The following is a 25,581-nucleotide window of genomic DNA, read 5'->3' as shown; positions in this document are numbered from 1 at the left end:
CAAAAAGATTTTATCATAAAAACTAGGAAAAAAGTATATGTTTTATTCCAAGTTATGCTAAATATTTTCTCCGCAGTAGCGTAAACTTAATTATTACATTTTGTCCAAATTATGGATTTTAGCGTAGTGGAAGTGTAATATGTAAATATCTGTTCGTTATTATACTAGGAGGGGAAAATGTGTTATCAACTTTATTACTAATCGGTTTTATTATTGGCATTATCATTTATTTGGTTACATATGTGTATGGAAAAGGTATCCCTAACGTCAAAAGAAGTTTGTCCGTTTTATGTGGGGGGATTATCTTGTTACTTGTTTCTATCCTTCTTATAGGTGGATTTGAAGGAATGCCGTTTGGAATAGTGAGCATAGGGGTCATTTCCATGGCGATTATTTTTTTTATTGTAGTAAAGAGTTCCTTTTGGAAAAAAACTCTTTGTTTAATTGTACTGTTATACGCAGTCGTATTTTCGGCGTACACTTATTTTGATAAAGTGAACTACTGGGTTGTCGACAAAGGGAATGTGGAGAGTCAAGGTCTGCTTACACATTTGCATAATATCGAGGGAAATCCATCTATAAGAGGTTATAAGATGTTTAATATCCTTGAAGGAAGCAAAGGGATATTTTTAACACTTGGTGAGCAAATGAGAGGAAACACGATAGAATTATTGGATGTGGAAAACAGTAATGGACGAACAGAAATAAAAATTCGCACCAATTATAATAATTCGCTTGAAAAGAATCCTTTTATTGTGATTGGCATAGATAAAATAGAATCTGAAATTCTGATTACAGATACCGATGGCACCGTTTATAAAGAAATTAGTGATTGAAATATTGAATAGAAAAAAACGAATAATCACATAATGTTAAAGGAGCATATGACCATTTTTGGAACCAAATGGACCATTTGTTCATAAAATTAGCTAAGCAGGCAATCTCTGATGAAGAAAGTAGGTGGAAAAAGTGGACATCAATAGAGCGAAACAGATCTTATCTTCTCCTGCAGAAATCGAAGTCCAATATAACGGAGTATCCATCTGGATTGATGAGATTAAAGAGGAAGATCAGACGGCCATTGTACACTTAGTGGGCGGCATAGAAGAAAGAACAGAAGTAGATATTGAAAGCTTAAAAGAAATGTAAAGGCTTTAGTATACACAATTACTAGAGGAAAGCCCATTGTCGGGCTTTTTTTGTGTAAAAAAACTCCAGTACTAAAAATGATTGCTGCTGCATACATTTTGAAAAAGATTTGTGCTTATAGGAGGAATTTATGAAAACAGATGTCTATTTAATTAATGGCTTTTTAGGCAGCGGGAAGACGAGCACTCTTTTGAAGTGTATGCAGCATTTCAAGAATATAAATAAAAAATATGCAATCATCCTTAATGAATTAGGAAATGCCAATTTAGAAAAGCATTTGTTTGAAAGTGAGTCGCTGTTTGAACTGCTAAATGGCTGTGTATGCTGCTCTGTTAAGGATGATTTGCGCACGACTTTAGATGAGGTTGCCGTAATGGCACGTGATCAGCAAATCGAGGTCGTTCTCCTTGAGGGGACTGGCGTGGCCAATCCGTCAGAGATAATCGACACCTTTAAAGAGGAGCGGTTTGCTGCCGATTTCAAGTTAAAGGAAAGCATCTGTGTTGTAGACAGCATGCATGTCGCAGAGTATACAAGCATCTTCTCGAGTTCCAAGGAAGTAAGACAGCTGCAGAAGGAACAGATTGAAAGAGGAAGTTTAATAGTTTTAAATAAAATGGATCAGGTTAATGAAAAAACAGCAGTTGAAAAAGCAGAAAAAATTATCAGGAAATACAATAAGCATGCACCAATTATCCATACAGCATACGGAGATGGTGTTACTCTCTATTTAGATGGAAGCGATACAGCCATTCCGCTTCCTGCAGAGGATTTGGGAGGACATCACCATCATCATCATATAAAGGCAGTCAAACTGACGTATAAACAGCGGGCATCCAAAAAAGAAATTGCGGAACTGTTAGAGCAGAATAAAGAGCGTCTTTACAGAGCAAAAGGAATTGTGCAAAACAAGGAAGATAATCAATGGTATCATTTCCAATATGCTTCAGGTTTAATGGAATGGGAAAATCTTGGCAAAAGGCGGCCTGCAGCTGCAGGAGAAATTGTGCTGATAGGCAATGATTTGCAAAAAGAAGAAATTCATATATAAAGAAATGTCTGCAAGGGTTCCTTGCAGACATTTCTTTTTGGGAAGGAAAGACATAATAGAAGAAGGATAAGCATAGAGTAGATGATAGAAAGATAGACAAGCAGGTATATCAATTTTTTAAAGGAGATAGATATGTCCATTCCTACTAGTATAAAAGATTTTATTGTCTTTGCCTTATTCCTGTTCCTGATGTATTTATTTTTCTTCGGAGATGTCTCAACTCTACCAGTTGTCCAACAATTGCTAACGGATGATGTTCAGTCTATATTTATCGTTTTTCTGGCGATTTTCCTAGAAGCCCTGCCTTTTCTCCTGCTTGGTGCTATTGCTTCCTCGGTTATCAATATTTATGTTTCAGAAGCGATGATAGCCAAAATTATTCCTAAAAATCCAATTGCTGCAATTTTTGTAGGTGTACTTGCAGCATGTATTACTCCTGTTTGTGAATGTGCCATCATTCCTGTAGTTCGGAGACTTATTCAAAAAGGCGTCCCGGTCCATGTAGGTGTCGTTTTACTGATGTGTGCGCCGATTTTAAACTTTATCGTATTTGGAAGCACCTTTTATGCTTTCCGTTTAAATATGCCGATTGTCTATGGCAGGTTTATTGTTTGTATTGTTGCCGCTGTTATTGTCGGTTTTATCATGCATGCCTATTTCTCCAAAAAGAATGTTTTAAAAATGCATAAGGAAGATTTAGTCGGCAATGTACCTGTAAATGTGAATAAAGGAGATTCTAGATGGAAGGGAATTCTTCATCACACATGCTTTGAGTTTTTTGCGGTCGCTAAATATTTTATTATTGGTGCGTTGTTTGCTGCCATAGCCCAAGTATACTTGCAAGAGACTTTATATGGACTGGCTGGGGAAAATGTTTTTAAAGGAACAGCTGTTATGATGGCTTTAGCTTATATTCTGTCATTATGCTCGGAAGCAGATGCGTTTGTGGCGGTCTCCTTTACGAAGACATTCCAACCAGAGGCGATTCTTGGCTTCCTTGTATTTGGACCAATCCTTGATTTTAAAAACACGCTTGTTATGCTTGCATCCTTTAAATTTAAATTTGTGGCAGTCTTTATTTTAGTCGTTTCCGTTATTGTTTTTGCATTGTCCATTATCGCAGGTCATTTTATGTGAGTTGTATTGTCCAAAAACTGTCATAAAGGAGGAATGAAAAATGAGATTACGTTGGAGTCCGATGTGGCAGCTTTCAAATGAAATGCAAGGAATTATTATGATCGGGTTTAGTCTCATTATATTTAAGCTGTATGTGAAAAATATGCTTACTGCCTTTGTTGCACCTAAGATGCTTCCCTTTTTGCTTATATCGATGGTCCTATTGTTTTTGCTCGGCTTTTTTCGCCTGTTAAACAGTAACTTAAAAGGAGCAGATTGTGACTGTGATGTATGTGATGAAAATGTTCCGCCGTGGAAGCTCACTTTATCGTATCTCTTTTTCTTATGTCCTCTTGTACTGTTTTTTTCGTTAAGCGACTATTCCTTGCATGATGATGCCTTGGCCAAGCTTACAGCTCATGAAGGAAATACAACGAAGCTTGCAGAAGGAACGGATTCAGCGATAGAGCTTGCAGCTGTTCTAAATGACAAGAAGTATATTGAGGTCGATGATGAGAATTATTTCCAAGTAATGGATGTGCTAAATAATCAGCTGGATGATGTGGAAGGAACACAGATTGTGATGAAAGGTTTTATTTACAGAGAAGATGGATTTGCAGAAAATGAGGCAGTGATTGCAAGATATGTCATGACACATTGTATTGTCGATTTGTCAGTGTATGGCTATATGCTTAATGGCAATCTTAAATCCGCAGAAACAAATGGCTGGTATGAAATAAAAGGAACGGTTGTAAAACAAGAAATCGACGGCGGTGCCATGCCGACCATTAAAGTGGACAGCATCAAAGCTGCTGAGGCGCCAAAGGATGAGTATTTATATCTCTTCTAGTTTGATAATCTTGCAAAATTTCCACTGTTCTTATAAGATAATAGTAATAAAATATTTAACGGGAGCTTGTGGAATCAGGCTGAGAGGATGACTAACTGTCATCGACCGTATGAACCTGTTGGATAATGCCAGCGCAGGGAGTGTACATAATAATAGACACTTTGTTTAGGCAAAGTGTTTTTTCGTTTTTAAGCTTATGTTTTTGTAAACTCCCGAAGGTCTAACGACATTTTCCGAGTTACTTTAAACATAAGCTTTTTTGTTTGGAAATAATACTAGAAGGCAGGGATGAAAAAATGACATCAGTAAAACACAACCCAACAGCAGAAGAGCTTCTTACCAGATTAAGAGAGAAAACGCCGCTTATCCATAATATCACGAATGTAGTTGTCACCAATTTCACTGCAAATGGATTGCTGGCAATTGGCGCTTCTCCTGTGATGGCTTATGCGAAAGAAGAGGTTGCAGATATGGCATCAATAGCAGATGCTCTCGTGTTAAATATCGGTACATTAAATGCTGACAATGTAACAAGCATGATTATTGCCGGAAAAGCAGCGAACGCTGCTAATACACCAGTAATTCTAGATCCAGTTGGAGCTGGTGCAACGGCTTTTCGCACCACTTCCATTCAGCGTATTTTGCAAGAGGTTAATATAACGTTATTGAGGGGGAATGCTGCCGAGGTTGCAAATGTTGCCGGAATGGCAGCAGAAATAAGAGGAGTGGATTCTGTTTCTTCCTTAGATGATCATGCAGAAATCGCTGTTAAAGCCTCGCAAAAAATCGGTGCACCTGTATGTATTACAGGAGAGAAGGATGTTGTGACAAACGGGCAGGAAATTTATTATGTTGGCAATGGTCATCCTATCATGACAAAAGTGACTGGCGCAGGCTGCCTGCTATCGTCTGTTCTGGCTGCGTTTATCGCTGTGGAACAAGACGTGCTCCTTGCAGCAGCTAGCGGTCTGGCTGTTTATGGGATTGCCGCTGAAAAAGTTGTAGATAATAAGCCGGAAATTGGCCCGGGCAGCTTTCAGACAGCGTTTTTAGATGCGTTATACAGCATTGCTGAAGAGGATGTTAGGAACTATAAAAAAATAACAATGCAAGCAGGTGAGTGATATGAAGCAAAGAATAGCCTTGACAATTGCCGGCTCAGATTCTGGAGGCGGTGCAGGTATTCAGGCAGATTTAAAGACATTTCAGGAGCTCGGTGTGTACGGCATGTCAGCCATTACAGCAGTAACAGCACAAAACACTTTAGGAGTAGCTGCTGTTTATCCTATGTCTTTGGAATCAATTGAAAAACAGATTGACGCAGTCGCCACAGATATCGGCACAGATGCTATTAAGACGGGTATGCTCTTTGACAGTGGTATTATCGAGCTTGTTGCAGCAAAAATCAGGCAATATGAATGGAAGAACATTGTAGTAGATCCTGTTATGATTGCAAAGGGGGGAGCGAGCTTGCTGCAAAATGCTGCAGTTACCGCCTTGAAGGAGCATCTTATCCCATTAGCAACAGTCATTACACCGAATATCCCAGAGGCCGAAGTTCTGACAGGCTTGTCGATTCGCAGTATGGACGAAAGGAAGGAAGCTGCTGTTTTGCTGCATAGCATGGGTGCTAAGTATGTTGTAATAAAGGGCGGTCACGGTGATGGGGATAACCTTGTTGATTTGCTTTATGATGGCAGTGTCTTTTTTACTCTTGACTCAAAAAGACTGAATACGAAGAACACGCACGGAACAGGCTGCACCTTTGCAGCAGCAATGGCAGCATCTCTGGCAAACGGGCTGTCTGTTCGCCAATCATTTGAGACGGCCAAGGAATTTGTTTATTTAGCAATAAAGCATGATTTGAACATAGGCCAAGGGCATGGCCCAACTAATCATTGGGCTTATGCAAAGATGCGTGCATCATCATTACAGTAGGGAAAGGGAGAAAGGTCATGGAGAAATACACAGTGCAGGAAATGAAGCAGCTGATGAAGCTTTATTTTATTATGGGCAGTAATAACAGCAAGCTGCCTCCGGAAGAAGTGCTTACACAAGCGCTGAAAGGGGGCATCACTATGTTCCAGTTCCGTGAAAAAGGAGAGAATGCCCTCGTTGGTTCTGCTAAAAAGGAGCTTGCCAAAAAGCTTCAGCAGCTTTGTAAATCTTATAAAGTTCCATTCATTGTTAATGATGATGTAGATTTAGCAGTAGAACTAAATGCAGACGGTGTGCATATTGGTCAGGATGATGAAACGGCACATTCAGTCAGAGAAAAAATCGGTGATAAAATTCTTGGTGTGTCTGCACACAGTCTCGCGGAAGTAGAGGCAGCAATATTAGCAGGTGCTGATTATATAGGGATTGGCCCCATTTACCCAACGAATACAAAAAAAGATGCAAAAGAAGTGCGTGGTACAATATTAATTAAGGATGTAAGGAGACAAAATACCGACATACCCATTGTTGGAATTGGCGGGATAACCGCGGCTAATGCCACACCAGTAATGGAAGCAGGCGGCGACGGTGTCGCACTTATTTCCGAAATCAGCGCATCAAACAATCCACAGCTCCAAACAGAGCGTGTATTGGCAGCAGTATCGAATCACTCTGAAAAAAACAAGGTTTTTAGCGAAAATTAAGGCAAACACCCAGCCAAATAGACATTTACCGCATAAGATGATTTTGTAGCAAGCAGCAAAGGAAACACGAAAAAAGCTGCAAATACGAAATCAGAAAGGGAGATGTTCTATGTACGGTTACGGATATGGCGGATATGGTTACGGCGGAGGCTGCGGCGGTTATGGTGGCGGCTTTGCGTTGATCGTTGTATTGTTTATACTATTAATCATTGTTGGTGCAACATTGATTTGCTAATAATTTTTAAAGCTGGCCTGAAAAGGCTGGCTTTTTTTGTTTATGTCAACTTTTGTTACGTAAGTTGGTGATTGGGATAGCATGGAATACCATCTGTTAACAGTTTGTTGAATCTTCATCTATGCAGTAAGTTTTATACATAAATATCTGGAAAGCGTATTAGAGATAGGGAAAGAGAAGCTTAGTTAAAATAATTTAAGTTTTTAGAAAATTAAATTTATAAAAAATATTGACAGAATTTTTTATATCGGTAAAATAAGGTTTATCAAGTGTTAGATTATATGACACTTCATGTAAACTAAATTACAAAAAGGGGGAAAATGACTTAATGGATAATTTAGAATTTTTGATGAACAGCTTGTGGACGATGGTTGGTGCAATTTTAGTTATTTTTATGATTGGCGGATTTATATTATTGGAAGCGGGTTCCACAAGAATGAAAAATGCTGGTCATATTGCCGGCAAAACAATCTTCACATTCGGAATTTCTTCATTAGTTTTCTGGGCTGTCGGTTATGGCTTTATTTTTGGAGGAAATGCAAACTTTTTTGTTGGAATGTCAGAGTTCTTCTATTCTGGTGAACAAATTCCGGATGCTGCGCTGCAGACTTCAGTATTCTTCGTATTCCAGCTTGCATTTGCCGGAATCTCCTTAACAATTGCACTTGGCGGTTTTGCAGAACGTGCTAAATTATCAGTTTACTTGATTTTCTCCGTTCTATTCTCTGCCATTGTATATCCGGTCATTGCGCACTGGATTTGGGGCGGCGGCTGGCTTGCTGAACACGGGAAGCAGGATTTCGCTGGATCAACGGTTGTGCATTTAACAGGTGCGATGGCTGCATTTGCTGCTACTATTCTCTTAAAGCCTCGTATCGGTAAATACAATGCTGATGGTTCTGCTAATCCGATTTTCGGTCATAACCAAGTGTATACGGCATTGAGTGTACTTATTCTCTGGGTCGGCTGGTTCGGGTTTAACGCTGGAAGCACAGTTTCTGTTGCAGATGGATTCTTCGGGTTTGTTGCTTTGAATACAAACTTAGCTGCAGCTGCCGGAGCGGTTTCTGCATTGTTAATCTCTTGGATTGTCCTAGGAAAATCAGATATTACAACAACGCTTAATGGAGCATTAGCTGGGCTTGTTGCAATCACTGCATCATGTGCGTTCGTTGATACTTGGGGCGCGGTTGTAATTGGTTTAATTGCTGGAATTCTTGTTTTCTACAGTGTTCGATTCTTTGAGAACAGAAGAATTGATGATCCGATTTTTGCACTATCTGTTCATGGTACTGCAGGGGTGTGGGGAACATTGTCAACTGGGTTGTTCGCAACGAAAGAGTTAGCTACTGTTGGGCAGCCAGGTTTATTCTACGGCGGCGGCTTCCATCAGTTAGGTGTTCAGGCGTTAGGTGTTGTAACATGTGCATTATTCGCATTCGTTGTCAGCTTTGCTATCTTGTTTGTAATTAAAAAGATCAGTGGACTGCGCGTAACAGAAGAAGAGGAGATTATGGGTCTAGACATCAGTGAGCATGGAACATACGGTTATCCAGAAGTGTTCTTGCCAAAGGATGAGTCAAAAAGCGTCTAATACATGACATAAAGCAAGCCTCACTTTTAAAAGTGAGGCTTCTCCTTTCTTATAAGCTTCATTTTTTAAAAAATATGCTAAAATATTATTAACTATATATGTGCAAGGAAGTGCGTGGATGTGCTCATATAATGGAAGATTATTAGAGTTAAAGAGAGAGAAGGAAGGTTTTAAGAAACTTCAACGTTTAACGAATGAAACCCTTAACAACCAGCATGATTTAATCTTAACAGAAACATTTGGTGCTGTTTATGAGGAGTTTATAAAAGAGCATGGAAAACCGCCTTGTGATTTTGCCTGGTTTGTAACAGGAAGTGCAGGCAGGAAGGAGCAAGGTGTCATTAGTGATCAAGATCATGGGATGATTTTTCAAAAGGATGCTCCTTTTGTGCAAGAATACTTTTTAGCTCTCGGTAAGATGGTGAGTGATGCACTAAACACGGTCGGCTATCCTTATTGTGAAGGCAATGTTATGAGCAGCAATCCTATTTGGTGTAAATCCTTTGCAGAATGGCAAGAACAGCTGAACAAATGGATGGAAATGGAGAATTGGGAATCAATTCGTTATTTGCAGATTTTTTATGACAGCAGAGAACTTATCGGCAACAAAGAGTTTGTAAACGAGCTAAGATCCGTTATCCATGCGTACAGGGAACAGCATCCTGCCTTGCTTGTCAGATTTTTAAATAATGTGATGAGAATTAAAAAAGGAGTCGGCATTTTTGGCCAGTTTTTTGTGGAGCGGACAGGAGTGCATCGCGGCTCACTGCATATGAAGAATACGCTGTATTTGCCTTATGTTAATTCAGTTAGGCTGCTTGCGATAAAAGAGGGAGTTATCGCTACCTCTACATTAGGCAGGATGGCAGATTTGAAGAAGATCGGTGTCTATGAACCGTTAATGGTAGAATATGAGCGCTATTTTCGGCGGATTCTCACCTATCGCACAGCTTCATTTCAGGATGATAAGGACTACAGTGATGTCCATTTCTTAAATATTAACCAATTGACAAAGGAAGAAAGAACAGAGGTAAAGCATTTGCTGAGAAAAGGAATCAAGCTATATCAGCAAGTGAAAAGGCTAATTGAAAAAGGGTGAAAATGTGGGTGTGGAATCTTTTTTTCAATATATGAGAGACTTATATGGCAAGATGAATTCTAATGTGTTTAATCAAGGAACAGGGGCATTAAATTCCCAGCAGCATGCATTTATGAGACAGCTTCAAAAGGAATTGAAAATCGAAATTGCTTCCCAGTTGGCGTTGAAGGACATTGAGACAGTAGTTTTTGATATAGAAACAACCGGTTTTTTCCCAGATAAGGGCGACCAGATTATTTCGATTGGTGCTGTTAAAGTAAAGGGCTGTACAGTGACAGAGGAAGAATTTTACACATTGGTAAATACGAATGGTCCTATTCCTGAAGAAATTTCGTTACTAACAGGAATACGAAATGAGGACACAAAAGAAGCGCCCTTGTTATCAGAGGCGCTCGTAAAGTTTTTTGCGTTTGCTGAAAATGATACACTTGTCGCTCATCATTCGTCACATGAAAAGAACTTTATGCAGTCTGCGTGCTGGAAGCAATTCAAGACACCATTTAAACACCGTGTTGTTGATACTGCTTTTTTGTTTAAAATTGTTGAACCAAATAAAACAATTGTCAGTCTGGAGGATTGGTGCTCTTTAAATGGCATCCCGGCAAATAACCGGCATCATGCTCTTGGGGATGCGAGATTGACTGCGCAGCTTTGGTCGCGCTATTTAAAAAAAGCGCAGGACTTAGGCTGTGTTACATTGCAGGATATTTATGAAATGCTAGCTAGAAGATAAATTTTTAAACAACATACAAGAAAAGAGTGGGAACACATGCTAAAAAGCAGCAGACTGCTGTTGCGGAGCTGGAGTCTGGCGGATGCAAGCGATCTTTTCGAATATGCGCAAAGAGAAGAAGTTGGCCCAAACGCTGGCTGGAAGCCCCATAGAACAGAAGAAGAAAGCAAGCAGATTATTCGGTTGTTTTTAATGAAAGCAGAAGTTTATGCGATTTTGTTGCCTGACTTAAACAAGGTGATTGGCAGTATTGGTTTGCATTCATATAAAGGAGAGAAGAGCTCCGGATTGAAAGAGCTGGAAATTGGGTTTGCGCTCCACCCTGATTATTGGGGATTAGGAATTATGCCGGAGGCGGTTCAATTAATCCTTGAGCATGGCTTTAATCAGTTGGATGCAGATGTGATTTGGTGCGGCCGGTTTGATTTCAATGACAGGTCTGGGCGGGTTCAGGAAAAATGCGGTTTTACTTACAGGTATAAAAAAATGGAACAACTGAAGGCTTTTGAAGAGATGACTGTTACGAGTCTTTATTACGCGATAACGAAAGCAGAATATAAGGAAAGAAAAAGGACCGAATCTTTGTAAAAGAAGACTCGGTCCTTTTTTTTTACAAAAAAAGACCGCTTCATCGGAAGCGGAAAGATTGGATAATTAAGAAGGATATCACTATATATAGATAATTTTTTAATAGAATTACCTATATCTTGATTTGATAGTATCATATTCAGCAATTTAGCGCAAATATTTACTTCTTAATGGAACAGAAGCACAATATAAAAAGCGAAAATTAAAAGGAGTGCAATGATAATCAGTTTTTGTACCCAAGTTTTCGGAAATTTTCTACGTCCCTTTTGTTGGTTAAATCCAACAAATGAAATGATATTTACATATAGGACAACTGTAATAATCGCAAAACCAATAAACTGTGCTATGAAAAGTAGCAGTAAATAGCTTTTTCCTTGGAACATGGATGTGTCAGGAAAAGACGTTCCACTAATCAGTTGAATGATGACATCATTTATCGTTCCAAATAATGCAAACAGGATAACGATTGTCGCTAAGATTTTAATGAACTCCAGATAATAATAAGAAAGTTTTTTCATATAGTTTTCCTCTTTAAGAAATTTGGTGAATCTTGTTATTAATTATAGGAGAAACTGTAGAATGTTGCAATGAGATTACAAGTTTCGACACCGTTCGAGCGTATAATCGGAAATCTGCAAATATTATAAAAAATAATAAAACGTTCAAAAACTATCAAGATATGATTTTTTTTGAATGTTTTTGAAAGAAAATGCTTGAAATCTGAAATCGGTTACAGTATTATTAGTCTATCGACAACAAACCCAGTTCATTAAAAGAAAGGATGTGGGCAGTTGTTAACACCAGAAAGACATTCACTGATTTTGCAATTATTAAAACAACAAAACATTGTTAAAATACAGGATTTAGTAGACGCGACGGAAACTTCTGAAAGCACAATCAGAAGAGACTTGACACAATTAGAGCAAGAAGGATTTTTAAAAAGAGTTCATGGTGGCGCAGCACGACTGCAAGGAAAAATGAACGAACCGAGCATGGATGAAAAATCAGCCAAAAACCTTCAAGAAAAGAAAATGATTGCAGCATATGCTGCAAATCTTGTCGAAGAAGGCGAAAGTATCTATTTGGATGCTGGTTCCACTGTTACGGAGATGATTCCTTTTTTGCAAACAAAGAAAATAGTCGTGGTGACAAATGGTCTGATGCATATGAAGGAACTTCTTTCCTCAGGAATCCAAACCTATCTAATCGGAGGATATGTAAAGGAAAGAACAAACGCACTTGTAGGCAGAGGTGCACTATTAAGCTTAAACCAGTACCGCTTTGATAAATGCTTCATGGGAACAAACGGTATTCATCCTGAATTTGGATATACTACTCCTGATCAAGAGGAAGCAATGGTTAAGAGCAAGGCGATTGAGCTTTCAAGAGAAGCGTTTTTCCTAGCAGATGACACAAAATTTTCTGAAGTGTATTTTTCAAAGATTGCCGACATCCATGAAGCATCTATCATTACAAACGGTAATGATGGCGAGATTTTAGAGATGTACAGCAAAAAAACTAGTATAAAGGTTGTGACAGCATGATTTATACGTTGACATTGAACCCATCTGTTGACTATATCATTGAACTTAGCGAAGTGAATTTAGGAGAATTGAACAGAACAGAGCGCACGAGCAAGTTTGCAGGAGGAAAAGGCATCAATGTTTCCAAAGTACTGCAAAGGATGGGTGTACAAAGCAAAGCACTTGGTTTTGTCGGCGGATTCACTGGCAGCTATATAAAAGATCAGCTTAAACAAGAAGCGATTGACACTGACTTTGTGGAAGTAGAAGAAGATACGAGAATTAATGTGAAGGTGAAGGCTGCAGATGAAACAGAATTGAATGCAGCAGGCCCGGCAATTTCTGAAGAGAAATTAGCAGAACTGAAAGAAAAAATCAGCAAGCTGACATCGGAAGATATGTTAGTGCTAGCAGGCAGCATACCGTCTACACTTCCAGCAAACACATATGAAGAGCTCGTGAAAATCTGCTCTGAGAACGATGTATCTTTTGTAGTGGATGCAGAAGGAGACCTTTTGAAGAAGGTGCTTCCGTATAATCCATTCTTAATCAAGCCGAACCATCATGAGCTTGGAGATTTATTTAATACAACCATTACAACAGCAGAGGATGTTATCCCATATGGGAAGAAACTGCTAGAGCATGGCGCACAAAATGTTATTGTTTCCCTTGCCGGAGATGGTGCAGTATTGATTAACCAGCACGAAACAATTATTAGCACTGTGCCAAAAGGCGAAGTCAAAAGCTCAGTCGGAGCAGGAGACAGCATGGTTGCCGGTTTCCTTGCTAAATACAATGAGACACAAGATTTAAAAGAATCATTCCGATACAGTATTGCTTCGGGCAGCGCTACAGCCTTCTCTATCGGTTTATGCACGAAAGAGAAAGTCGAAAGCTTGCTTGAGCAAGTAATACTGAAGTAATGATTACAGCTTGTGTATCCAGAAGGATGCATAAGCTGTAAGCTCAATTAACATTATCAGCGAAAAGGAGCGTTACAGATGAGAATAACAGAATTGCTGACGCGTGATACTATCCTTTTAAATATAGAAGGAACACAAAAAATAGAAGCTATCGATCAATTGGTGGCAAAATTAGACACAGCAGGAAAGTTAGCAAATAAAGAAGAATATAAAGCAGCAATCTTAAAAAGAGAAGAGCAAAGCACAACAGGTATCGGTGAAGGAATCGCGATTCCTCATGCGAAAACGAGTGCTGTTAAAAACCCAGCGATTGCATTTGGCCGTTCTGTAAGTGGACTGGATTATGAATCTTTAGATGGTCAGCCGGCACATTTATTCTTTATGATTGCCGCTCCAGATGGTGCAAACAATACCCATCTCGAAGCATTATCAAGACTTTCTACCATTCTATTGAAGGAAGAAGTCAGAGCTAAGCTGCTTGCTGCTGCAACAGAACAAGATGTAGTGGACATCATCGACAGCTATGATGAGGAAGAGGAACAAGAGGAGCAAAACATTGCTGATAAAAAGAACTTTATCGTTGCTGTTACAGCATGTCCAACAGGAATTGCACATACGTATATGGCAGCTGATTCTTTGAAATCAAAAGCAGCAGAGCTAGGTGTTGATATTAAAGTTGAAACAAACGGCTCAGGCGGTGCGAAAAATGTCCTCACGGCAGAAGAAATTGAAAACGCTACAGCAGTCATTGTTGCAGCAGACACGAAGGTGCAAATGGAGCGCTTTAAAGGCAAGCATGTCATTGAAACACCAGTTGCTGATGGTATTAGAAGACCGGCAGAGCTTATCGACAAGGCGCTAAAGCAGGAAGCTCCTGTTTATCAAGGTGGTTCTGGTGCTAAAGAAGCTGAAGAAAGCAGCAAAAAAGGCGGTGCAGGTATTTACAAACACTTGATGAATGGTGTTTCTAACATGCTTCCATTCGTAGTCGGCGGCGGTATCTTAATCGCTATCAGCTTTATGTTTGGCTATAACTCATCAGTTGAAACCGACCCAAGCTATAATGCTTTTGCAGCAGTCTTGAAGCTTATCGGCGGAGACAATGCATTCTCCTTACTAGTTCCAGTTCTAGCAGGCTTTATTGCAATGAGCATTGCTGATCGCCCAGGTTTCGCTCCAGGTATGGTTGCTGGTCTTATGGCAGCAAATGGCGGTGCAGGCTTCTTAGGCGGCTTGATCGCAGGCTTCCTTGCAGGTTATGTAGTTATCGGAATTAAGAAGGCACTGGAAGTATTGCCAAGATCTCTTGAAGGTATTAAAACAATTCTATTATTCCCACTGCTTGGTATTTTAATTACAGGTTTAATCATGCATTATGTTGTAATCGGTCCAGTTGGCGATCTAAACACGGCTATTACAAACTGGTTATCAGGACTAGGCACAGCTAACGCTGTACTGCTTGGTATTATCCTTGGTGCAATGATGGCTATTGACATGGGTGGTCCTATCAATAAGTCTGCATATGTATTCGGAACAGGTCTAATTGCTAACGGTGTTTATGAGCCGATGGCAGCAATAATGGCTGGTGGAATGGTTCCGCCGCTTGCAATTGCATTAGCATCAACTATTTTCAAAAATAAGTTTACAAAGCAAGAAAAAGATGCTGGTACAACGAACTACATTATGGGTCTTTCCTTTATCACAGAAGGTGCAATTCCATTTGCAGCAGCTGATCCGCTGCGTGTAATCCCATCTGTTGCAATCGGTGCAGCAATCACAGGTGGATTATCAATGCTGTTCAACATCGGTTTACGAGCACCACACGGCGGTATTTTCGTATTCGGTCTTGTGGATGGCAGCTGGCTGCTATACTTGTTGGCAGTAATTATCGGTGCTGTTGTAGGAGCAATCCTTCTAGGTATTTTGAAGAAGCCAGTCGCAGAGAAAAAATAATAATTAATTTAGGGAGGAACCTGCAGTTTTAGCAGGTTCCTTTTTTGTAGCAAAACGATATTAAAAGCAAAAGAAGTGCCGTTTAATGGGCATTTCCTTTTGCTTTTATTCGGAATAACACAGCAAGTGCAGCGATTAAGGCAACGCCTGCTAAAATATAAAATTGAAGACTTTCCATTTCCTTGCTTAACAATGCCATAATCGGAGGCCCTGCTGCGACACCAATAAAGCGCATCGAGCTGTACAGGCTTGTGATGGTGCCGCGTTCTTCCTTTTCAATCCCTTCTGTAATGAGGGCATCTAATGGGGGAAGACTTGCGCCAATTCCAATTCCTGAAATAGTTAGTACGGAGATGATATACCATAAATTATCATTAAAGCTGAGGGCAACTGTCCCAATAATAATGAACACGATGCCTGTGAAAGTAATCCACTTCATCAAATTTTGGTCTTTTTTAATTTTCTTTCCTGTAATGAATGAAGTCAGACAAAGTGCTCCAAGTGGAATCGCCAAGTACATCCCTTTTTTTATGTTTTTTATATGATATTTTTTTTCAAGTATGTCTGATAGGTAAAACTGTTCCGCAAAAAGGACGAACATGATGATAACACCAATTAAAAAAATAGCATAAAGCCATTTTTTGTCTTTTTTCATTACTTTTCTCGTATGTTGGATAAACACCCTGAAAGGCGGCGGTTCACTTGGACCTCCAGGCACTTTAACAAAAATCATGATGAGAAGGATGGAAATGAGACAAAATACAGGTATGGCCCAAAATGGCATAAACCAGACAATTCCGGCTATGATTGCACCAAGCACAGGGCTCAGCACCTTACCTAGAGTATTGGCTGTTTCAATCACACCTAATGTGCTGCTTATTTCCTCTTCTTTTTTAAACATGTCACCAACAAGAGGCAATACAATCGGGAATGCTCCTGCGGCTCCTATGCCTTGCAATGCCCTGCCTGCAAGAATAATCCAATAAGAGTTCTCTATTTTCCATGCTGCAAAGCCGCAAATCGCTCCTCCAATTCCGGCAATGATTAGGCTTGGAATAATGACTTTCTTTCTGCCGATATGGTCGGATAAATAACCGGCTACAGGAATGAGCAATATCGCCAAAATACTATAAACAGTAATAATCATGCTCACCTGAAAAGACGAGATGCCAAGTTGACTCTCGATATTTGGCAATACTGGTATCAGCATACTATTTCCAAGCGTCATTACTAATGGTATGGAAGAAATAGACAAAACAGACATTTTTGTAACTTTTACATCTTTACCCTTATTAGCTGTATCTTTGTTTGCTTTATCCTTTTTTTTATGTTCATCACTAAAACTGAAAAAGCCTTTTTCCTCATTTATGTGATCCATTTAAATTCTCCTTGATTTAAATAGTGCTGACTACTAATAATATGTACTTGTACGATTTTATTTACACTTGAGATTTTTAGGAAATACTGTGAACGCAAGTTATGTAAAGCTCTGTTCGCATAAAAGGATTAGCGTTATAATAATTAAAAAACACTTGGGAGGATAAGATGAAGGGAGAAATAATCTGTTTAAGTGTGGGCAAGCCAAAGAATTATGATTGGAACGGCAGAGATGTCTCAACTGCCATTGGTAAAACGGTTTTAGAAGAATGTTTTTTATCATTCGACGGCTTTGACGGCGATGGTGTTGCTAACGAAGAATTTCACGGTGGCAGAGACAGGGCTGTATGCTTTTATTCATATGAGCATTATCAAAATTGGGAAAAAAAGTTTAACACTGTATTAAAACCGCCAGTTTTCGGGGAAAATATTTGCGGCACAGGCATGCTTGAAAAGAATACATATATTGGTGATGTTTTTTCAGTTGGCGATGCTGTTATCCAAGTCACGCAAGGAAGAATTCCGTGCAGTACGATATCCAAGTACAATGACATTCCGACATTTTTAGGTCAGATAGTAGAAACATGCTACACAGGCTATTTTCTGAAGGTTCTAAAAGAAGGAACCGTTTCATCGTCTTCGCCTCTAATATTGCTTGAACGTAAACAAGAGGAAATTTCTGTATGGGATGCTACGAAAGTAATGCTCCTTGACCGGAATAATAAAAAAGAAGTAGAGCGGATGCTGCAGCTTGAAGATCTTGCCGCTGACTGGACGAACCGTTTCCAAAAAGCACTGCAGAAATAAAAATTATGTAAAATTCCTTGACATAAAGATCGGCGTATTTTATGATTGGTTTAACATAAATTTGAGTGATGACGAAGAGTAGTAACTATTGACTGGAACTTAAGAGAGCTGATGGTTGGTGAGAATCAGTGTTACACAATAGTGAATGGACTTCTGAGCTTCTAAACCGAAACTTGATATTCAAGAGGTAGGCTTTAGCGAAATGTCTCATCGTTACAAGAGACCGAAATATGCGCCAAAGAATCTTTGAGTGCATGATTTCTTAGAGTGAGCTTTTTAACAAAGCTAATGAAGGTGGCACCACGGGTCTCTCGTCCTTTTTTTACAGGAGAGAGACCCTTTTTGCGTTCAAAAAAATAATTTCATACTAAAATCAATGATTAAGAGTAGTAAGCTAATATGTCTGGTAAAGAGAGTCGGTGGTTTGGTGAAAACCGATCCAAACAGTTAGCTGAATGGACTTAAGAGTGCGGGTTTGAACAAATTAGTAGGGCTTGCCGGTTTCCACCGTTAACAGGATAGAATATTATTTGTATTCGAAAAGAGAGAGTGTTTTTCACTCTAACTGAGGTGGTACCGCGGTTTAACTAATCGTCCTCTATTATTGCAGCTTTTATGTCTGTAATAATAGGGGACTTTTTTATTGGATTTTTTAGAGGACACATAGACGGAGGTAAAGAAATGAAAACGACAGGCAGCCAAATGGTGATTATCGAAAAATTGGAAGGCGATACGCTCACACCAATCAGTATTTATCAAAAATTAACTGGAGAAAAAAAGTTCCTGTTAGAAAGTTCCTTAAAGCATGAAGCATCAGGCCGGTTTTCGATTATAGGCAGCGATCCTGTTTTTGAACTTATTGGCAATGGGCCAGTTACAACAGTGAAACGAAAAGACAGCGTAGAAACAGTGGATGAAAAAGCCTTGGATCTTGTCAAAAAACTCCTTCCAGTTCAAGACCTTCAATTGCCATATGGACTGCCGATAAATGCTGGAGCGGTCGGCTATGTCGGCTACGACAATATTAGGCAGTACGAAAATATTGGTCCGGAGGCGAAGGATGAGCTAAAGCTGCCAGACGTGCATTTAATGTTTTTTGAAGATTTCATAATTTTTGACCATTTAGAACAAACTGTTTATTTGGTTGCATCTCCTTTAACAGACGAAACGACAGAAGAGCAGTTGAAGAACAGGCTCGAAACAAGAAAGCAGGAAATTCAGTCACAGTATACAGAAAGTACAGAAGATGTTCAGCTGTCTGCTTTTAAAGCAACTGTCACTAAAGAGGAATTTGTAGAAAAAGTAAACAAGGCGAAGCAATATATTGCAGAAGGAGACATCTTTCAAGTCGTACCTTCTCAGCGGATGTCAGCAGATATTAAAGGTTCGAGCTTTTCTTATTACAGAAAGCTGCGAGTGAAAAATCAATCACCTTATATGTACTATCTCGATTTTGTTGATTATGCTATCGTCGGCAGCTCACCTGAAAGTTTGATAAAGGCGAGCGATGGAACAGTTATTACAAACCCAATCGCCGGAACAAGACCTAGAGGAGCTACACCGGAGGAGGATATAGAGCTTGAAGCAGATTTACTGCAAGACGAGAAGGAATTGGCTGAACATAAAATGCTTGTAGACTTAGCAAGAAATGATGTCGGCAAGGTCAGTCATTTCGGAAGCATTAAAGTAGAGAAATATATGAAGGTTGAAAAATACAAGCATGTGATGCATATCGTTTCAGAGGTAAGCGGCCAAATCAAGGATAATCAGTCAAGCGTAGATGCACTCATATCATGCTTGCCTGCAGGGACAGTTTCTGGTGCCCCGAAGATTAGAGCAATGCAAATTATCAATGAGCTTGAAGGGGTCAAAAGAGGAATTTATTCTGGGGCAGTCGGCTATTTCTCCCAAAATGGCAACATGGATTTTGCACTGGCTATAAGGACGATGATTATTAAGGATGATAAAGCCTATATACAAGCAGGTGCTGGCATCGTATATGACTCCGTCCCTGAAAAAGAGTACGAAGAGACAATCCATAAATTAAAGGTGTTTTTGGAGGGACTATCATGATTTTATTAATCGATAATTATGATTCATTTACGTATAACCTGTATCAATATCTAGGAGAATTAGGCGAAGAAGTGAAGGTTGTTCGCAATGATGAGCTGACAGTGGAGGATATACAGAAGCTGAACCCTGCTAGTATTGTACTCTCTCCAGGTCCAGGCCGCCCTGAAAATGCCGGCATTATGATTGAAGTAATACAGAAATTACATCAACAGTTTCCGATTTTAGGAATTTGCCTCGGTCATCAAGGAATTGGCTCAGCTTTTGGGGCTAAGGTCGTAAGAGCAGAAAATATTATGCATGGGAAAACCTCTTATTTGGCAGATGTAAATAATGACCCGCTGTTTGCCGGATTAATTAGCCCGATTGAAGTGATGCGTTATCATTCACTTGTTATACAAAAAGACACATTGCCAAGAAACTTTGAAGTGTTAGCAGTATCTCATGACGATCAAGAAATAATGGCAATTAAACATAAGCACTACCCAGTATACGGATTTCAGTTTCATCCAGAATCAGTTGGAACAGACACAGGCAAGCAGCTTCTTGCCAACTTTATTACAGAAACAAGAAAGGGAGTATTGAGATGAAGAGTTATTTACAAAGATTAATGAATCATGAATCACTGACAGAAGCGGAAATGCTTGACGTCTCGAGAACCTTTTTTACAGATAGCGTTACAGACAGTCAATTGGCAGCATTTATAACGGCATTAAAGCTAAAAGGCGAAACGGTTGACGAAATCGTTGGTTTAGTTAGAGCAGTCAGAGAACAGACATTAAAATTCGAAAATGTAGGTGGCTGTATCGATAATTGCGGAACAGGTGGCGATGGCTCTCATAGCTTTAACATCAGCAGCACATCTGCCTTCGTGTTAGCAGGAGCAGGCATTCCAGTTGCAAAGCATGGCAATAGAAGTGTTTCAAGCAAGACTGGCAGTGCAGATGTTTTGGAGCATTTAGGCATCCATTTAAATGTCACACCAGAGCAGAATGAACAGCAGCTAAAAAATATCGGCATTACCTTCTTATTTGCACAGCATGTACAGCCGAAAATGGGCAGAATCATGAAAGTGAGAAGAGAGTTGGGCATTCCGACAATTTTCAACTTAATTGGTCCTTTAACGAATCCTATTGAGCTGGAAACACAGGTGCTTGGCATATACAGAAGAGATTACACAGAGGTTTTTGCTGAAAGCTTGAAAAGATTAGGACGGAAAAGAGCCGTTGTCCTTAACGGGGCTGGCGGAATGGATGAAGCATCCCTGCAAGGAGACAATGAACTCGTTATTTTAGAAGAAGGAAAGATTCGAAAGGTAATTCTGCGACCGGAGGAAGTGAATCTGCCTGTGTACAACAATGAAGCAATCCGCGGCGGAGACGCAAAGGAAAATGCAGAGATCTTGCTTAAAGTGCTCAACGGGGAAAAAGGTGCATATAAAGACACTGTTTTGTTAAACGCAGGAATAGGTATTTTCGCTGCAGGAAAGGCAATGAGCATCGAAGAGGGAATCGAGCTTGCCAGACACAGTATTGACAGTGGGGCAGCTCTTTCAAAACTCGAACAGTTAGTAACGAACAGTTCATTATATGAGAAAGCAGGGATATAAAATGGAAACCATTCTAGATAAAATCATCGCCAAAAAGCTAGCAGTTGTTGAGGAGCTTAAGCAGCAAAAAGCTGTAATACAAAAAAATCCTACAATGGCGAGAAAATCATTTATGGAAAGACTGGCAAACACGGATCAGCTTGCGATTATTGCTGAGTTTAAAAGAGCTTCCCCTTCAAAAGGAGATATCAATATTGGTGTTGATCCAAAAGAGCAAGGCTTAAAATATGCGCAATACGGTGCTGATTGTATGTCTGTTTTAACAGACGGTCCGTTCTTCAAAGGCAGCTATGAGGACTTGGAGCGTGTCAGCTCTGCAGTTCCTATCCCTGTCTTATGCAAAGACTTTATCATTGATGAAATTCAAATAGATTTTGCTAAAGCAAAGGGCGCAAGTCTTGTGTTGTTAATTGCAGCAGCCCTTGATGATGAGAAGCTGAACCGCCTTTCCAAGTATGCAGTTGCAAGCGGCTTGGAGGTGCTGATGGAGGTTCATAATGAAGAGGAGCTTGAGCGTGCCCTTCAAACGGACTGTCAGCTGATCGGTGTTAATAACAGAGACTTAAAAACATTCCACGTCTCCTTAGAAGTTACGGAACGTTTGGCGCCAACTATTAAGGAATCTGGCAGATACTTAGTGAGCGAAAGCGGAATTGCCTCACAGGAGGATATAAACAGAGTTGTTGCTGCAGGTGCAAATGCAATACTAGTCGGGGAAACCTTTATGAAAGCTGCTAATCTAAAAGAAACATTAGCAAGCATGAAAGTCCAAATATAAGGAAGTGACCATGTATGAATGTCAAAATATGCGGGATAAGAGCAGAAGAAGAAGCACTTTGCGCCGTTCAAAATGGAGCGAAAGCTATCGGATTTGTCTTTGCAGACAGCAAACGGAAAATCGAGCCGGAAACAGCCAGAACGATTATCGATAAGCTTCCTGATGACATCTGGAAAGTTGGGGTGTTCGTCAATGAAACAAGAGAAAGAATCGATGAAATTGTCCGGATTTCAGGCATTAATGTCATTCAGCTTCATGGAGATGAATCGAGTGAATATGCATCTTCCTTTGAATTGCCAGTAATAAAGGCGTTCAGCATAAAGGAAGAAAGCGATTTGGAAATAATTGCGGATTTTCAGTCTGATTATATCCTGTTGGATAGTGCGCGGGAGAGGTACTTTGGCGGAAATGGCAAAGCGTTTGATTGGAATATCGTAAAAAACTATGACTTTAAAGGCAAAAAAGTCATTCTTGCAGGAGGCTTACATAAAGACAATGTAAACCAGGCGAAGACAATGGTCGATCCCTTTATGCTCGATGTATCAAGCGGTGTAGAAACAGATGGGAAAAAGGATTTGCAGAAGATTGAAGGATTTTTACAGGAAGCACTTCAAGCAGTAAACAAATAGGAGGAGCGACAATCATGACAGTTAACTATTCATATCCAGACAGCACAGGACATTTCGGTATTTATGGAGGAAGATATGTTCCAGAAACATTAATGACAGCAGTTGTTGAATTGGAAAATGCTTATATCGAGGCAAAAAAAGACCCGGCATTCCAAGAGGAATTAAATTATTTGCTGAAGGATTATGTTGGCAGAGAAACACCCCTTTATTATGCTGAAAGACTTACAAAGCATTTAAACGGAGCGAAAATTTACTTAAAAAGAGAAGATTTGAACCACACAGGAGCACATAAAATCAATAATGCTATCGGCCAGGCGCTTTTGGCAAAACGCATGGGTAAAACAAAGGTCGTTGCCGAAACTGGAGCAGGCCAGCATGGTGTTGCAACAGCTACTGCCTGTGCGCTGCTCGGTTTAGAATGTACGATATTTATGGGCGAAGAGGATATTAGAAGACAGAAACTGAATGTATTCCGGATGGAGCTTCTTGGAGCAAAGGTCGAAAGTGTTACCTCTGGAAGTGCGACATTGAAGGATGCATGTAATGAGGCACTAAGATATTGGGTTACTAATGTAATGGACACCCACTATATACTTGGATCTGTTATGGGACCACATCCATTTCCAATGATGGTCCGTGATTTCCAAAGCGTCATCGGAACAGAGACGAAGGCACAGTTTTTGGAAAAGGAAGGAAGACTCCCAGAAGCAGTGATTGCATGTATCGGCGGCGGCAGCAATGCGATGGGCATGTTCTATCCATTTATTGAGGATGAAGATGTTGCTCTTTATGGTGTAGAAGCATCAGGACACGGACTAGATACAGATAAACACGCTGCATCCTTAACGAAAGGCAAACCCGGAGTGCTTCACGGTTCTTATATGTATTTATTGCAGGACGAGGATGGACAAATTCAAGAAGCGCACAGCATTTCGGCAGGACTTGATTATCCTGGCGTTGGACCAGAACACAGCTATTTAAATGATATCGGCAGAGTGAATTATGAATCGGTCACAGATGATGAAGCGTTTGAAGCATTGCAGCTGCTGTGCAGACTAGAAGGAATTATTCCTGCATTAGAAAGCTCTCATGCAATTGCTTATTGCTTGAAGCATGCACCTAAAATGAACGAAGAGGAAGCGATAGTCGTTTGCTTATCTGGCAGAGGCGATAAAGATGTTAATACAGTAATGGACAGAATGGGAGTGAATCAATAAGATGGTGACAATTGCAGAGCGTTTTGCACAAGTTGAAAAGAATGGCGACAAAGCCTTTGTTCCATATATTATGGCAGGCGATGGCGGCCTAGACACATTAGAGGAAAAAATTAAATTTCTTGAAAGCAGCGGAGCAACAGCAATCGAGCTTGGGATTCCGTTTTCCGACCCTGTTGCAGACGGACCGATCATTCAAGCTGCCGGAATTCGGGCACTTCAAGCAGGAACAACATTGAAGAAAGTGTTTCAAACATTAACTTCCTTCCGGGAAACGACAACCATCCCGATTGTTTTTATGACGTATTTAAATCCAATCATTGCCTATGGCATTGAGGATTTCTTTCAATCATGCGAAGAGTCAGGCGTTAACGGCATAATCGTGCCAGATATGCCAATTGAAGAAGAAGGCCTAGTGCAAGCTGCTGCTGACAAGCATCACATCGAAATCATCCGACTTGTAACATTAACAAGTTCATTAGATAGAATTGCACAGATAGCCAAAAAAGGCAATGGCTTTTTATATGCAGTCACCGTAACAGGAATCACTGGGGCAAGAACAGTCTTTCAAGAACAGCTAGGAGAGCATCTGCTTAAAGTGAAAGAAGTCAGCCCTATTCCAGTGTTGGCAGGCTTTGGCATCTCCACCCCACAGCATGTGAAAGACATGACGCAATATTGTGACGGCGTTATTGTCGGCAGCAAAATTATTGAGTTATTTGAGAAAAATGATTTAGAAGGAATTAGAAGCTTAATAGCAGCCAGCAAGAGGGTTTCTGTTTAAGAAGCAAAATTCATCCATATGAAAAACAGGCAGAAAATACTTTCTGCCTGTTTGATTTCAAAAGCGATTAAAAATAAATATTATAACCATACATAATGGAAACAAGCAATAAAACTACGAGAATTCCAGGCAGAAGATTTGCCACTTTAAATTTGGTCAGCCCTATTAAATTTAAGCCAATCGTCATAATCATAACCCCGCCGGTAGCTGACATTTCCAAAATAAATTGATCCATTAATTGCTGCGGAATCACACGATCAATCTGGGTTGCAAAAACAGCAATTAGCCCTTCATAAATAATAACAGGAACAGCTGAAAAAAGAACGCCGATTCCTAAAGTGGAAGTCAATATAAGTGCGATAAATGAATCAATAATCGATTTTGTAAATAAAACATCATGATTGCCGCGAATCCCGCTGTCGAGAGCTCCAATAATCCCCATTGCTCCAATTGCAAATATTAACGTACCTGTAACAAAGCCTTGTGAGATGCTTCCCTGCTTGTCAGAACCAACCTTTGCTTCTATCCATTGTCCAAGCTTGCTTATTTTATCTTCTATCGCTAATAATTCACCAATAATTGCACCTAACGAAAGGCTCAAAATCACAATCGTAAAATTCGCCGTTTTAAGTGCCATTTGAATTCCTAATACGACAATAGACAAACCCATTATATTCATAACAGCGTCCTTCATATTGTTAGGTATACGGCGAAGGACACTGCCAAGTAGTGCACCAATCATGATACCTACTCCATTAACTATTGCTCCCAGTAAAATCATTATGTTCATCCTATCTATCTATTTAGTTGTGTCTCTATAGATTATAGGAGGAAAATTCCGATAAATAAAGTCGAAG

At 39.8% G+C, this 25,581-nt stretch carries 26 protein-coding genes, 1 pseudogene, 1 riboswitch and 2 other annotated features; of the genes and pseudogenes, 24 read left to right on the top strand and 3 right to left on the bottom strand.

Annotated elements, in window-relative coordinates; all coding sequences use genetic code 11:
• Positions 1-179 precede the first annotated feature (179 nt).
• The 13 genes and pseudogenes from L8T27_RS10970 to L8T27_RS10910 all read left to right on the top strand — a co-directional run bounded on the left by L8T27_RS10970 (position 180) and on the right by L8T27_RS10910 (position 11,057).
• On the top strand, positions 180-836 hold the full coding sequence (locus L8T27_RS10970; RefSeq protein ID WP_237941539.1) for a hypothetical protein: 657 nt from the start codon (positions 180-182) through the stop codon (positions 834-836).
• A gap of 133 nt (positions 837-969) precedes the next feature.
• Positions 970-1,149, top strand: coding sequence for an H-type small acid-soluble spore protein (locus L8T27_RS10965; RefSeq protein ID WP_233313645.1), 180 nt, complete (start codon positions 970-972; stop codon positions 1,147-1,149).
• A 130-nt stretch (positions 1,150-1,279) separates the two neighbouring features.
• Positions 1,280-2,200, top strand: coding sequence for a CobW family GTP-binding protein (locus tag L8T27_RS10960; protein WP_237941538.1), 921 nt, complete (start codon positions 1,280-1,282; stop codon positions 2,198-2,200).
• Positions 2,201-2,332: 132 nt separating this feature from the next.
• Positions 2,333-3,337, top strand: coding sequence for a permease (locus L8T27_RS10955; RefSeq protein WP_237941537.1), 1,005 nt, complete (start codon positions 2,333-2,335; stop codon positions 3,335-3,337).
• Between the two features lie 40 nt (positions 3,338-3,377).
• Positions 3,378-4,166, top strand: a complete 789-nt coding sequence (locus tag L8T27_RS10950) for a TIGR03943 family putative permease subunit (protein WP_237941536.1) — start codon at positions 3,378-3,380, stop codon at positions 4,164-4,166.
• A 48-nt stretch (positions 4,167-4,214) separates the two neighbouring features.
• A riboswitch (TPP riboswitch) is annotated at positions 4,215-4,324 on the top strand.
• A gap of 138 nt (positions 4,325-4,462) precedes the next feature.
• Positions 4,463-5,290 (top strand): hydroxyethylthiazole kinase, encoded by an 828-nt coding sequence (gene thiM / locus L8T27_RS10945; protein ID WP_237941535.1) that lies wholly within the window; start codon positions 4,463-4,465, stop codon positions 5,288-5,290.
• A 1-nt stretch (position 5,291) separates the two neighbouring features.
• Positions 5,292-6,104: a bifunctional hydroxymethylpyrimidine kinase/phosphomethylpyrimidine kinase gene (gene thiD, locus L8T27_RS10940; RefSeq protein WP_237941534.1), complete on the top strand. Its 813-nt coding sequence runs from the start codon at positions 5,292-5,294 to the stop codon at positions 6,102-6,104.
• Between the two features lie 17 nt (positions 6,105-6,121).
• Positions 6,122-6,808: a thiamine phosphate synthase gene (gene thiE, locus L8T27_RS10935; protein ID WP_237941533.1), complete on the top strand. Its 687-nt coding sequence runs from the start codon at positions 6,122-6,124 to the stop codon at positions 6,806-6,808.
• Between the two features lie 154 nt (positions 6,809-6,962).
• A pseudogene (locus L8T27_RS28925) lies at positions 6,963-7,043 on the top strand (YjcZ family sporulation protein); the annotation flags it as partial.
• A gap of 328 nt (positions 7,044-7,371) precedes the next feature.
• Positions 7,372-8,637: an ammonium transporter gene (locus L8T27_RS10925; protein WP_233313653.1), complete on the top strand. Its 1,266-nt coding sequence runs from the start codon at positions 7,372-7,374 to the stop codon at positions 8,635-8,637.
• Positions 8,638-8,755: 118 nt separating this feature from the next.
• Positions 8,756-9,736: a DUF294 nucleotidyltransferase-like domain-containing protein gene (locus L8T27_RS10920; RefSeq protein ID WP_237941532.1), complete on the top strand. Its 981-nt coding sequence runs from the start codon at positions 8,756-8,758 to the stop codon at positions 9,734-9,736.
• A 4-nt stretch (positions 9,737-9,740) separates the two neighbouring features.
• Entirely contained in the window at positions 9,741-10,469 is a 729-nt protein-coding gene (locus tag L8T27_RS10915; RefSeq protein ID WP_237942299.1) for an exonuclease domain-containing protein, read from the top strand.
• 36 nt (positions 10,470-10,505) lie between these two features.
• Positions 10,506-11,057, top strand: coding sequence for a GNAT family N-acetyltransferase (locus L8T27_RS10910; protein ID WP_237941531.1), 552 nt, complete (start codon positions 10,506-10,508; stop codon positions 11,055-11,057).
• A 167-nt stretch (positions 11,058-11,224) separates the two neighbouring features.
• On the opposite strand, the gene L8T27_RS10905 is transcribed toward L8T27_RS10910, so the two are convergent.
• The gene (locus tag L8T27_RS10905) at positions 11,225-11,575 is read right to left on the bottom strand and encodes a hypothetical protein (RefSeq protein ID WP_233313657.1); all 351 of its coding nucleotides are present in this window, start codon (positions 11,573-11,575) and stop codon (positions 11,225-11,227) included.
• A gap of 273 nt (positions 11,576-11,848) precedes the next feature.
• Here L8T27_RS10905 and L8T27_RS10900 point away from each other — a divergent pair, with 273 nt between their 5' ends.
• The 3 genes from L8T27_RS10900 to L8T27_RS10890 all read left to right on the top strand — a co-directional run bounded on the left by L8T27_RS10900 (position 11,849) and on the right by L8T27_RS10890 (position 15,456).
• Positions 11,849-12,601: a DeoR/GlpR family DNA-binding transcription regulator gene (locus tag L8T27_RS10900; protein WP_233313658.1), complete on the top strand. Its 753-nt coding sequence runs from the start codon at positions 11,849-11,851 to the stop codon at positions 12,599-12,601.
• Complete coding sequence (gene pfkB / locus L8T27_RS10895; RefSeq protein ID WP_237941530.1) at positions 12,598-13,503, top strand: 1-phosphofructokinase; 906 nt, start codon at positions 12,598-12,600, stop codon at positions 13,501-13,503. The genes L8T27_RS10900 and pfkB overlap by 4 nt, the downstream gene beginning before the upstream one ends.
• A 78-nt stretch (positions 13,504-13,581) precedes the next feature.
• Positions 13,582-15,456 carry a PTS fructose transporter subunit IIABC gene (locus L8T27_RS10890; protein WP_237941529.1) on the top strand — a complete coding sequence of 625 codons (1,875 nt, stop codon included), beginning with the start codon at positions 13,582-13,584 and terminating at the stop codon, positions 15,454-15,456.
• An 82-nt stretch (positions 15,457-15,538) separates the two neighbouring features.
• Here the strand turns inward: L8T27_RS10890 and L8T27_RS10885 are convergent, their stop codons facing one another.
• Positions 15,539-16,834 carry an MFS transporter gene (locus L8T27_RS10885; RefSeq protein WP_267913275.1) on the bottom strand — a complete coding sequence of 432 codons (1,296 nt, stop codon included), beginning with the start codon at positions 16,832-16,834 and terminating at the stop codon, positions 15,539-15,541.
• Positions 16,835-17,001: 167 nt separating this feature from the next.
• Here L8T27_RS10885 and L8T27_RS10880 point away from each other — a divergent pair, with 167 nt between their 5' ends.
• The 8 genes from L8T27_RS10880 to trpA all read left to right on the top strand — a co-directional run bounded on the left by L8T27_RS10880 (position 17,002) and on the right by trpA (position 24,724).
• The gene (locus tag L8T27_RS10880; protein ID WP_233313661.1) at positions 17,002-17,640 is read left to right on the top strand and encodes an MOSC domain-containing protein; all 639 of its coding nucleotides are present in this window, start codon (positions 17,002-17,004) and stop codon (positions 17,638-17,640) included.
• A 59-nt stretch (positions 17,641-17,699) separates the two neighbouring features.
• Positions 17,700-17,962 (top strand) — a binding site (T-box leader).
• Between the two features lie 45 nt (positions 17,963-18,007).
• Positions 18,008-18,242: a binding site (T-box leader), on the top strand.
• A gap of 79 nt (positions 18,243-18,321) precedes the next feature.
• Positions 18,322-19,713, top strand: a complete 1,392-nt coding sequence (gene trpE / locus L8T27_RS10875; RefSeq protein ID WP_237941528.1) for an anthranilate synthase component I — start codon at positions 18,322-18,324, stop codon at positions 19,711-19,713.
• Positions 19,710-20,300 carry an anthranilate synthase component II gene (locus L8T27_RS10870; protein ID WP_237941527.1) on the top strand — a complete coding sequence of 197 codons (591 nt, stop codon included), beginning with the start codon at positions 19,710-19,712 and terminating at the stop codon, positions 20,298-20,300. Before trpE ends, L8T27_RS10870 begins: the two co-directional genes overlap by 4 nt.
• Positions 20,297-21,319, top strand: coding sequence for an anthranilate phosphoribosyltransferase (trpD, locus tag L8T27_RS10865; RefSeq protein WP_233313664.1), 1,023 nt, complete (start codon positions 20,297-20,299; stop codon positions 21,317-21,319). The genes L8T27_RS10870 and trpD overlap by 4 nt, the downstream gene beginning before the upstream one ends.
• Before the next feature lies 1 nt (position 21,320).
• Positions 21,321-22,097, top strand: a complete 777-nt coding sequence (gene trpC / locus L8T27_RS10860; protein ID WP_237941526.1) for an indole-3-glycerol phosphate synthase TrpC — start codon at positions 21,321-21,323, stop codon at positions 22,095-22,097.
• Positions 22,098-22,111: 14 nt separating this feature from the next.
• Entirely contained in the window at positions 22,112-22,726 is a 615-nt protein-coding gene (locus L8T27_RS10855) for a phosphoribosylanthranilate isomerase (protein WP_237941525.1), read from the top strand.
• Between the two features lie 14 nt (positions 22,727-22,740).
• Positions 22,741-23,943: a tryptophan synthase subunit beta gene (trpB, locus tag L8T27_RS10850; RefSeq protein WP_233313667.1), complete on the top strand. Its 1,203-nt coding sequence runs from the start codon at positions 22,741-22,743 to the stop codon at positions 23,941-23,943.
• A 1-nt stretch (position 23,944) separates the two neighbouring features.
• Positions 23,945-24,724: a tryptophan synthase subunit alpha gene (trpA, locus tag L8T27_RS10845; protein ID WP_233313668.1), complete on the top strand. Its 780-nt coding sequence runs from the start codon at positions 23,945-23,947 to the stop codon at positions 24,722-24,724.
• Positions 24,725-24,791: 67 nt separating this feature from the next.
• On the opposite strand, the gene L8T27_RS10840 is transcribed toward trpA, so the two are convergent.
• A complete protein-coding gene (locus tag L8T27_RS10840) occupies positions 24,792-25,505 on the bottom strand; it encodes a DUF554 domain-containing protein (protein ID WP_233313669.1) in 714 nt (237 codons plus the stop codon).
• Positions 25,506-25,581: the final 76 nt, after the last annotated feature.

Source organism: Niallia sp. Man26 (genome assembly GCF_022049065.2).
Classification (GTDB): domain Bacteria; phylum Bacillota; class Bacilli; order Bacillales; family Cytobacillaceae; genus Niallia.
This window is presented reverse-complemented; position numbering and strand designations above follow the sequence as displayed.

Coding starts and splice junctions, on each gene's coding strand:
- trpC (WP_237941526.1), top strand. CDS start 21,321: ATGGAAACCATTCTAGATAAAATCATCGCCAAAAAGCTAGCAGTTGTT.
- L8T27_RS10960 (WP_237941538.1), top strand. CDS start 1,280: ATGAAAACAGATGTCTATTTAATTAATGGCTTTTTAGGCAGCGGGAAG.
- L8T27_RS10890 (WP_237941529.1), top strand. CDS start 13,582: ATGAGAATAACAGAATTGCTGACGCGTGATACTATCCTTTTAAATATA.
- pfkB (WP_237941530.1), top strand. CDS start 12,598: ATGATTTATACGTTGACATTGAACCCATCTGTTGACTATATCATTGAA.
- thiD (WP_237941534.1), top strand. CDS start 5,292: ATGAAGCAAAGAATAGCCTTGACAATTGCCGGCTCAGATTCTGGAGGC.
- thiM (WP_237941535.1), top strand. CDS start 4,463: ATGACATCAGTAAAACACAACCCAACAGCAGAAGAGCTTCTTACCAGA.
- L8T27_RS10955 (WP_237941537.1), top strand. CDS start 2,333: ATGTCCATTCCTACTAGTATAAAAGATTTTATTGTCTTTGCCTTATTC.
- L8T27_RS10920 (WP_237941532.1), top strand. CDS start 8,756: ATGTGCTCATATAATGGAAGATTATTAGAGTTAAAGAGAGAGAAGGAA.
- L8T27_RS10885 (WP_267913275.1), bottom strand. CDS start 16,834: ATGGATCACATAAATGAGGAAAAAGGCTTTTTCAGTTTTAGTGATGAA.
- L8T27_RS10910 (WP_237941531.1), top strand. CDS start 10,506: ATGCTAAAAAGCAGCAGACTGCTGTTGCGGAGCTGGAGTCTGGCGGAT.
- trpD (WP_233313664.1), top strand. CDS start 20,297: ATGAAGAGTTATTTACAAAGATTAATGAATCATGAATCACTGACAGAA.
- trpB (WP_233313667.1), top strand. CDS start 22,741: ATGACAGTTAACTATTCATATCCAGACAGCACAGGACATTTCGGTATT.
- trpA (WP_233313668.1), top strand. CDS start 23,945: ATGGTGACAATTGCAGAGCGTTTTGCACAAGTTGAAAAGAATGGCGAC.
- L8T27_RS10905 (WP_233313657.1), bottom strand. CDS start 11,575: ATGAAAAAACTTTCTTATTATTATCTGGAGTTCATTAAAATCTTAGCG.
- L8T27_RS10855 (WP_237941525.1), top strand. CDS start 22,112: ATGAATGTCAAAATATGCGGGATAAGAGCAGAAGAAGAAGCACTTTGC.
- L8T27_RS10880 (WP_233313661.1), top strand. CDS start 17,002: ATGAAGGGAGAAATAATCTGTTTAAGTGTGGGCAAGCCAAAGAATTAT.
- trpE (WP_237941528.1), top strand. CDS start 18,322: ATGAAAACGACAGGCAGCCAAATGGTGATTATCGAAAAATTGGAAGGC.
- thiE (WP_237941533.1), top strand. CDS start 6,122: ATGGAGAAATACACAGTGCAGGAAATGAAGCAGCTGATGAAGCTTTAT.
- L8T27_RS10870 (WP_237941527.1), top strand. CDS start 19,710: ATGATTTTATTAATCGATAATTATGATTCATTTACGTATAACCTGTAT.
- L8T27_RS10925 (WP_233313653.1), top strand. CDS start 7,372: ATGGATAATTTAGAATTTTTGATGAACAGCTTGTGGACGATGGTTGGT.
- L8T27_RS10840 (WP_233313669.1), bottom strand. CDS start 25,505: ATGATTTTACTGGGAGCAATAGTTAATGGAGTAGGTATCATGATTGGT.
- L8T27_RS10950 (WP_237941536.1), top strand. CDS start 3,378: ATGAGATTACGTTGGAGTCCGATGTGGCAGCTTTCAAATGAAATGCAA.